This is a genomic window from Endozoicomonas atrinae (genome assembly GCF_001647025.1).
Taxonomy (GTDB): Bacteria; Pseudomonadota; Gammaproteobacteria; order Pseudomonadales; family Endozoicomonadaceae; genus Endozoicomonas; species Endozoicomonas atrinae.
This window is the reverse complement of the sequence record NZ_LUKQ02000250.1, coordinates 1-7,634: the sequence shown is the minus strand read 5'-3', so window position 1 is coordinate 7,634 and position 7,634 is coordinate 1. Positions and strand designations below refer to the sequence as shown.

10 protein-coding genes are annotated in these 7,634 nt (G+C 46.5%); 2 read left to right on the top strand and 8 right to left on the bottom strand.

From position 1 onward, the window contains the following. The first annotated feature begins 114 nt into the window (after nt 1–114). Complete coding sequence (locus AK963_RS22975; protein ID WP_238593824.1) at nt 115–759, top strand: ACT domain-containing protein; 645 nt, start codon at nt 115–117, stop codon at nt 757–759. 241 nt (nt 760–1,000) lie between these two features. Continuing rightward, nucleotides 1,001–1,198 (top strand): hypothetical protein, encoded by a 198-nt coding sequence (locus AK963_RS22970; RefSeq protein ID WP_066017743.1) that lies wholly within the window; start codon nt 1,001–1,003, stop codon nt 1,196–1,198. Between the two features lie 216 nt (nt 1,199–1,414). On the opposite strand, the gene AK963_RS22965 is transcribed toward AK963_RS22970, so the two are convergent. The 8 genes from AK963_RS22965 to AK963_RS22930 form a co-directional block, all read right to left on the bottom strand. Then, nucleotides 1,415–1,645, bottom strand: a complete 231-nt coding sequence (locus AK963_RS22965) for a hypothetical protein (RefSeq protein ID WP_066017742.1) — start codon at nt 1,643–1,645, stop codon at nt 1,415–1,417. A 375-nt stretch (nt 1,646–2,020) separates the two neighbouring features. Next, nucleotides 2,021–2,413 carry a MazG nucleotide pyrophosphohydrolase domain-containing protein gene (locus AK963_RS22960; RefSeq protein ID WP_066017741.1) on the bottom strand — a complete coding sequence of 131 codons (393 nt, stop codon included), beginning with the start codon at nt 2,411–2,413 and terminating at the stop codon, nt 2,021–2,023. 40 nt (nt 2,414–2,453) lie between these two features. After that, nucleotides 2,454–3,488 (bottom strand): NAD(P)H-dependent flavin oxidoreductase, encoded by a 1,035-nt coding sequence (locus AK963_RS22955; protein WP_066017744.1) that lies wholly within the window; start codon nt 3,486–3,488, stop codon nt 2,454–2,456. Between the two features lie 152 nt (nt 3,489–3,640). Beyond that, nucleotides 3,641–3,982: a hypothetical protein gene (locus AK963_RS22950; RefSeq protein WP_238593823.1), complete on the bottom strand. Its 342-nt coding sequence runs from the start codon at nt 3,980–3,982 to the stop codon at nt 3,641–3,643. 85 nt (nt 3,983–4,067) lie between these two features. Further along, nucleotides 4,068–4,784, bottom strand: coding sequence for an SGNH/GDSL hydrolase family protein (locus AK963_RS22945; protein WP_175404608.1), 717 nt, complete (start codon nt 4,782–4,784; stop codon nt 4,068–4,070). Nucleotides 4,785–4,795: 11 nt separating this feature from the next. Continuing rightward, nucleotides 4,796–5,257: a DUF3291 domain-containing protein gene (locus AK963_RS22940; RefSeq protein ID WP_066017738.1), complete on the bottom strand. Its 462-nt coding sequence runs from the start codon at nt 5,255–5,257 to the stop codon at nt 4,796–4,798. Between the two features lie 58 nt (nt 5,258–5,315). Next, nucleotides 5,316–6,200 (bottom strand): bile acid:sodium symporter family protein, encoded by an 885-nt coding sequence (locus tag AK963_RS22935; RefSeq protein ID WP_066017737.1) that lies wholly within the window; start codon nt 6,198–6,200, stop codon nt 5,316–5,318. 112 nt (nt 6,201–6,312) lie between these two features. Then, a complete protein-coding gene (locus AK963_RS22930; protein WP_066017736.1) occupies nt 6,313–7,146 on the bottom strand; it encodes an SDR family NAD(P)-dependent oxidoreductase in 834 nt (277 codons plus the stop codon). Nucleotides 7,147–7,634 lie beyond the last annotated feature (488 nt).

The window sequence follows — 7,634 nt, the reverse complement described above, 5'->3', positions numbered from 1 at the left end:
ACTATGAAGATATTATCAATAAATGCTGTGAGGCATGGAATGAATTACTTTCTGAAGTTGGCCGATTGAAAAGTCTATGCTCCCGTTCATGGGCTGTTATTTCATAATTTAAAAATGGAATTGGTATTATCCAATCTCGGTATGGAGGCCATCCACCCGAAAGCCGCGCAGGAAATTCGCAAAAGCGGCATCAAACTGAGAATCAAAAACACCTTTGAACCCGAACACCTGGGCACCATTATTGATCAGGATTACTGTAATCCAAGACCCTGCGTAGAGATCATTGCCGGACGCAGAGATATTGCTGCCATTGAGATCTTTGACCAGGAAATGCTGGGATCCATTAACCATGACCTGGAAATCAGTCAGCTTATTCAGGAGTTGAAACTGCAACAGGTGAATAAAGAATCCGATGCGAACAGCATTACCTTTTATCTGACGGGCAGCCGAAAGAAGATTAATCGGCTTGTTCGTCTGACCAAACAAAAATACCCAACTGCGGAGGTGGCTATTCACAAAACGGCAATCGTCTCCGCTATTGGTTCAGATCTGAAAGTAAAAGGTATTCTTGCCAGAACCGTGTCTGCCCTGTCGGATGCAGGCATTAATGTGATGGCCATGCACCAGACCATACGACAGGTTGAAATGCAGTGCATTGTTGCTGAGGCCGACTACGAGAAAGCAATTCAGGCACTTCACAAGACTCTGGTAGAAAACGAAAATCATGGTTCTGTTATCAGACGATATGTTGCCGCCTGAACGGTTGCGGGGGCAATCCCCGCTGCTACCAGCGGCTTCCAACACTGCTCGCAGCCAATCATTACTCAATATACAGCCTGAATAATTAGAATTCCCCCATGGTCTCTGGTATATACTGAAGACAGCACTTTTGTAATTAAAGGGAGATAAACCGCAACAACACTCAGGCTGAGTATGCTTTCCAAATGGACAGGTAAACACTGAGCCAACATGCCTTCAAGAATCAAATCAGGAGAGCTGCATGGCAGATAAAAACAACAGAAGAAACCAGAAGAAAGCCAACCTGATTTTTCCATCCAGAAAGCAGATGGCGGCCATGGCTCTTCAGGGCTTGCTCGCAAATCCTCATTTCAGCGACTGGACGGAAGAAAAACTGGCCAAAAAGGCGGTTGAAGCAACAGACGAACTAATCAAACGACTCAACTACATCAGCAGATAATTTCATTCTTAATATCCGAACCCAATTCAAAAACGCCCAGCTCTACTGATGGCAAGCCATAAAGGCCTGCCTCAAGGAATTACTGAAAAGGAAGAAAAACAGGCTGCCTGCTTACCCAAAAGAGCTCACCTCGCCACCACCCCAGACAAAATGCGCCCTACAGGAATACCTAAAGGGCATAAAGGCGGGTTACCAGCCAGGGATATTTTTGCAGTCTCAGTGTTGATCACTCATGGCCATCACCGTGTATTGATCATCAGCATCATTTGCAGCGGGCTGATAGTACTGACTCTCAAGCCAATCCAGTGCTTTCTGAAAGGCAAGGTCACCATAGTCTGAATAACTGAAACGACGAGTTTCGTGTATTTTGGAACAGTCAGGTTTTACCAGGTGCGCCTGCCAACCTGTCTGCCCATCTCTGAGCGTATATTTCTCAATTCTCAACATTGCGGATGATAGTTTCCGTTCTTTATTCTGACTGTACACGATCACTTTTATTCGTATAGTTAATGCTATCAACAAGGACAACTTAACATTGAAGGGATGACAGAATCGTGACAGTCAGTGACCAATCAACCGCATAATTATTAAACAAATTATCAATACGCATATTGATACGTATCAATACTTAACGATCAATTTGCAGACACCGCTTTGAATGCAATAGTAACAGACCTCATTCCACCAATCTGGATTCTGCATCCATGATGATTATTCTCTTTAGCCAACCAACAATATAAACAACCGGCCCCCAGGGAGAACTCAATTCTATGACTAAAGTAAAACACCTCCCTGGCAACCAGTCTGAAAAACCTGGGAAATCTATAAAAGCTCTGCTTTGTTATTCTCAACGGCCTGTTCTTCTGCCAGTCTTTGCTTCTGCTGTCTCTTCACCTCAGACCAGGAGCTGCCCTGCTGAATGCCATCAATCCGCTCACTGTACTTCACCAATGCCCTCTCAAAGACCCTGAATAAGGAAATTTTACCTTCCTGCTCAAGAGCCAGAAGCAGGTTCAGGTAATCCCAGAATACATCCCCCAGTTCTTCTTCAAGGTAACAGTTTCTGTCGGAACCCAGTTCCTCCTGAACCTCATCCAACTCCAGCCTGATCTCCCTGAGATAGGTTTCGCTGCCATTTGACCATTCACTGTCCTGATCGATCATGTTTTTCTGCCTGGCAACATCAAGCAACTTGATCAAATGCTGTGAATTCATAGTGAAACTGCCCCTGTTCATTGATTCTGGCAATATAACCTCATTCAGCTCCCAACCATAAACTTCGGGTCAGCTCACAGGCTGAAATTTCTCTGCAGCCTGCCCGGTTTTCACCGGACCATAAAGGCGAAAAGTCAACCAAGCCTCTGGACTCAGCTGCCGCACGCAAAGGACTGAGCGCGATAGAAGCATAAGGAAAGTCCGGCGCTGCATCCGAGATAGCATCAACCTCTTTCATCAGGCGATTACACAGCCCACGGGCAGGACGGCCGGAAAACAGGTTGGTTAAAGCGGTCGAAGCCCCTTCAACTTTTAAAGCAGTTCGATGAACCGGACTGGTTCTGGCTTCATCGCAAAGCAGATAGCTGGTACCTACCTGAACACCTGCTGTACCTAACTCCATCATATGCCTGACCTGTTGATGGCTTGCAATCCCCCCGGCAGCAACGACTGGAACACGTAAATGACTGATCAGCTTAGTGACAAGGGAAACAGTGTCCATCTGGCTTGCAACATCTGTCGTCAAAAACATTCCTCGATGCCCTCCCGCCTCAATGCCCTGGGCAATCACAACATCCACCCCGTTGGCTTCCAGCCAGGTTCCCTCTTCCAGAGTTGTCGCTGATGACATAATCACCGTTCCCCAGGACTTGACGCGCCTGACAAGGTGCTCAGCCGGTAATCCAAAGTGAAAGCTGATCACTGGTGGCTTATGGGCTTCCAGAATCTCTGCTGTCGCTTCATCAAATGGCATTCTCAAACTGCCCATCTCTTTTGGAGGACTAACGTTCATCTCTGCATAATAGGGTGCCAGCCGCCGCTCCCACCTGGACATTTTATGGTGGTCGAGTTCAGGCATTTCGTGGCAGAAGAAATTGAGGTTATAAAGCTTATTGGAGTGCTGTTTGAAAGCATTAATCTCAGCGGCAATCTGTTCAGCATTCAACATGCCACAGGGAATTGAACCAAGCCCCCCGGCTTCAGAAACCGCAACGGCCAACTCCCAGTTCTGAACACCGGCCATGGGGGCCTGAATAACGGGAAAATCGCAGCCAAGGAGATCGTGCAATAACATGTCACCAACCTTCTGTATGCATGAGAGATCATACTTAAAAATGGTGTTAATACTGAATACAGTAGAGCTGTTTTTCCTATCTATAGCTAAACAGTACTTGTTAGGGTGCGTTACCAACTGGCCATCCAACCAGCTGATAACGCTCCCTAATTTCATTCCCAGAACTTCCACCACTTCCTCTTAGAACTACTGGCTTCCTGTCCAGTTTCAGAGCCCTTGCCCAGTTCTTTCTTTCCCTGAGCGGACTTTTTGTCTTTCTGTTTCTCCAGACCTTTAACTGGCTTTTCCTGTTTAACTTCTTTCTCCTTCTTTTGCTTTGGTTCTTTCAGGAGTTTTTCTGTTTCCTCATCTGTTTCTTTGGCATTCATTAATGCTTTATGGGCAGCTTTCTGCTCGGCTGTTGGCTTTCCCTTTCCTGCCCACTCTGGCTTTTCTGCACTCACCCCATGAGAAAAGAGCAAAGAAGCCATAAAAACCACAATAAATCTATACACAGTCATCTCCATTAATGTTGAATAAATACCAGACTCGATTGACACAAGGTTGCTGACTAAGGCCATGTATCAACTGGTATAAGCATTACCTCCTCTGAAGGTCATCAAATATTTTATTCGCAATAATACCCGCCCAGACCCGATAGCCAGATGCATTGGGATGATAACCGTCCTGAGCCATCAAAGAACCCTCAGGATCCGTTTCACTGTGGATATATGTCCAACCCTCCTGATGGCAGAGCTTCTGCAACTGCCTGTCCAGAAGGAATGCCTTAATTCCCAGCAACCAGCTTAATGGGGCGGGAAGCAGTGGAAACCGGTTGACCTTTGGAATTGAGGTCATAAATACCCGGGTATTACCGGAAGCAAAGCAATGGACACACGCCTTCATAGTCTTACTGAATGTCTCCCCCCGGGTCAGTTTAGTCGTATCATTGACTCCAAAGCTGATGATCAAAATATCAGGCTCTTTAATGGCTGCTTCAAAGGTAAGTGAGTCGAAAACTCTGGCACCATTTTTTGCCAGTATTTCCCAGTCAAACGTCACTTCCCGATCCTGAGTCAGATTCTCAATAATCTGATGAGTCAGCCCCTGTTTGATCTCTTCAACACCGACCCCGGCGACAGGGCTTTCACCAACATGAAGGATAGAAAAATCCGAACCAGTGGTTTGTAACCGTTTACCGCTTGCTTCAGGCAGGCGAAGTGCGTTTCTTTTTAAATTAACTCCCTGGTAAAGCGCGATAAAAAGAAGCAATAGAAAACACAAAATAATGCCTGGCAATACCATAAGTTCAAACATCAGGACGACCATTATGCATTCTGCAGCTCAGGTGCTGGATACGGTCGGGCAAAGGTAAATGACTGCTCTGTTGGTCCCTGAGTATCCAGCAATGTAAGTGACTGCTTTGCGTCTTCGACTGTAGGTAAGGTACCCGCAGGTATCCACCACAAGGCAAGGTGAGAACCCCGCAGTTTATCGAACCAGTCTTTCTTTTGTTTAAGAACACGGAGATGCTCGCCCGAATACACATACTGCTTCAGGTCTTCATAGGTTTGCCACACAGACATATTGATAATGATCAGCTCATCTTCAAAAGCCGAAATATCCGTGGCATCCCCTTCTTCCGTCTGCAGCCGCCAGACAAAGCCGGGGCTGTTTTCCGCCAGTTGATTGATGTAGTCAAGCTGGTCGACAAACCCCTTCATGACCGGGCTGTCCATTGGGCCTTTTGCTTTGGCAATATTGACCTGGGCAAGATGAAACGCTGCCATGACTTCCTTTCCTTTTTATTGTTGGTTGACGCAAACCTATGCCCAGAAAGTACTTACCTCAGGAAGTCACCACTTTTCCCTGGCCGGTTTTATCCTTCCTTAATACAGCCATCGTGAACAGCGATGCCGTAACAAACATCAGAAGGCTATAAACACTGGGACCAATGGACATGGTGGCACTGTCAAGAATGGTAACGGTCACCAGCAGAGCCAGCGTTCCATTCTGCAGACCCACTTCCAGACAGATGGTTCTGGCCTGTTGCTCATTATCCACCAGCCATTTGCCCACCAGATAACCCAGTATCATGGTCAGTACATTCAGGGCCAACGCTGCAAAGCCTGCCTGAAGCAGATACGTCAATACTTTCTCACCCAGTTGCAGAGCAATACTGACAATCATCAATGCCAGTATGGCGGCGGAGAACTTGCTGACATAGGGCTCTGCTCTCTCGGCAAAGCCCTGCCATTGCATCCGGATCCCCATACCAATCAATGTTGGAATAATAGTAATGGCCATCAACTTGACCCAGGTAACCAACACCGGTAATTCAAACTGGGAGTTTTCACCGGCGTAGTGATAAATCGCCCAGTTACCCAGCAGGGGTATGGTAAACGTGGTGATAAACCCGGCAATGGTCGTTAATGAAATGGACAGCCCAACATCCGCCCTGGCCAGAAGGCTGTATAGGTTTGATGTGGTTCCACCGGGGCACAGTGCCAGTATGAAGAGCCCAATGGCCAGTTCACCGCTCAGCCCGGCAAGGTCAATAATCAGCACTGCAACAACAGGCAACAACAGCATCTGACAGGTGATGCCCACCAGAAAAGCACGGGGCTGCATAAAAACCCGGGTAAAATCATTAAAGGTAAGGCTTAACCCAACACCGATCATGATAAGAATGAGGGCAACAGGAAGCCCTATTCCGACGAGAGCCTGATACATGGATAAAATCCTTGTTCTTGTTTATTGTTATTTTTGTCCGATGATTTTGCAGGCTTTACACCAATAACACAATGCCAAATCCACGCTGCCCTAGCCCCTGTTCTTCAACCGTTTAATAATTCAGTTTGTTCCCGTCAGAATCCATCAGCGTACCACTGTCCTCTTTTGTAATTGTCTCAATCAAACCACTGATCTTTACGGCTGCCTCTTTGGTTGATCCGGAAGGAGCACCAGATCCTCCCATTTTGGTATCCATCCAACCAGGATCAACACAGGAAATAATAAATTGCTGATTACCCTTCTCTTCTTCCGCCGCCTTATAAACACCCATATGGAGGCCTGCCTTGCTGGTCGCATAAGTCAGTCCCATTCTGGCAAGCTTTGGATTGTCACCTGAAAATCGGCTACCCGCACTGCCGATCAGAATGAATTTTTGAGGTATTGTATTACCAGTCCGTTGCACCTGCCGCTGCCTGAGCCGCAATGGCTCATCTTTCATCAGATGGCTCACAAGAGACATATGACCCTCACAGTTACTGGACAAGGCCTCAGTTAATAGTTCTGGATGATTCTTTAAGTTTCGAAGTGTATTTTCCTTTGGGTCTCGGGGCTTAAAAACAGCAGCACAACTTAAAAGGACATCCACCGGCCCGTGTTTTTGTCCATAGTCTTCAGTGAATTTCGCTATGCTATCAGAATCATTAAGGTCCAGCTGTGAGCAGCTAACCTGATTGGGGTATTTTCCCTGTAATTCCTGTAACTTCTCCGGCAAAGCCTTTCCACGATAGGTTAAGGTCACATCAGCTCTGGCTTTGCTGGATAAAATCGCTTTACCCAACTCATATCCAAGCCCACCACCAGCCCCGGTGATGATGTACTTCTCAGGCCGAACAGGCCGTAAAGTGTGAGCTGCAAGCGCTATCCGTTCATTCGGGCTATCGGACATTTTCAGCCTCTTTACCGGTGGGTTTGTCTCTGATACAGAACTTTCGTGATGGCACCGTTTTACGGCAGAACGCGTTTGTGGAATTGAGGCATACCCCACCTGAGGCCCAGGTAAAACTGTTGAAAGCATAAAATATCCCCTTCTATCTGTTTTTGGCAGATGGTAGTTGAATCACCTTGTTTTTTTGCTAACAAAACAGACAGAGGAACTAACGCTCCGGGGGTATTCTCAATTGGACAAGTGAGGAATTTATAGTACCTCGCAATAAGAGCCCATTGTTTAAAAGCAATTCGGTAAAGGCCTTGTAAGAGGGCGTTTGACGTTTGTTTACTCTTTGCCTATACCCATTGTCCCTGAACAAGGGAATGTAATTTAAATTGTGTAAACGCTTGTCGTTAATACTCCAAAATGGAGAATAACAATGAGCGTTGAAATCAACGAAAAACTGGTAGATCAAATAGCCAGTCAGATTAAAACTCAGGATGATC

Excerpts from the sequence above, each read along its gene's own strand:
- AK963_RS22975 (WP_238593824.1), top strand. The coding sequence starts at position 115 with ATGGAATTGGTATTATCCAATCTCGGTATGGAGGCCATCCACCCGAAA.
- AK963_RS22970 (WP_066017743.1), top strand. The coding sequence starts at position 1,001 with ATGGCAGATAAAAACAACAGAAGAAACCAGAAGAAAGCCAACCTGATT.
- AK963_RS22965 (WP_066017742.1), bottom strand. The coding sequence starts at position 1,645 with ATGTTGAGAATTGAGAAATATACGCTCAGAGATGGGCAGACAGGTTGG.
- AK963_RS22960 (WP_066017741.1), bottom strand. The coding sequence starts at position 2,413 with ATGAATTCACAGCATTTGATCAAGTTGCTTGATGTTGCCAGGCAGAAA.
- AK963_RS22955 (WP_066017744.1), bottom strand. The coding sequence starts at position 3,488 with ATGTTATTGCACGATCTCCTTGGCTGCGATTTTCCCGTTATTCAGGCC.
- AK963_RS22945 (WP_175404608.1), bottom strand. The coding sequence starts at position 4,784 with ATGTTTGAACTTATGGTATTGCCAGGCATTATTTTGTGTTTTCTATTG.
- AK963_RS22940 (WP_066017738.1), bottom strand. The coding sequence starts at position 5,257 with ATGGCAGCGTTTCATCTTGCCCAGGTCAATATTGCCAAAGCAAAAGGC.
- AK963_RS22935 (WP_066017737.1), bottom strand. The coding sequence starts at position 6,200 with ATGTATCAGGCTCTCGTCGGAATAGGGCTTCCTGTTGCCCTCATTCTT.
- AK963_RS22930 (WP_066017736.1), bottom strand. The coding sequence starts at position 7,146 with ATGTCCGATAGCCCGAATGAACGGATAGCGCTTGCAGCTCACACTTTA.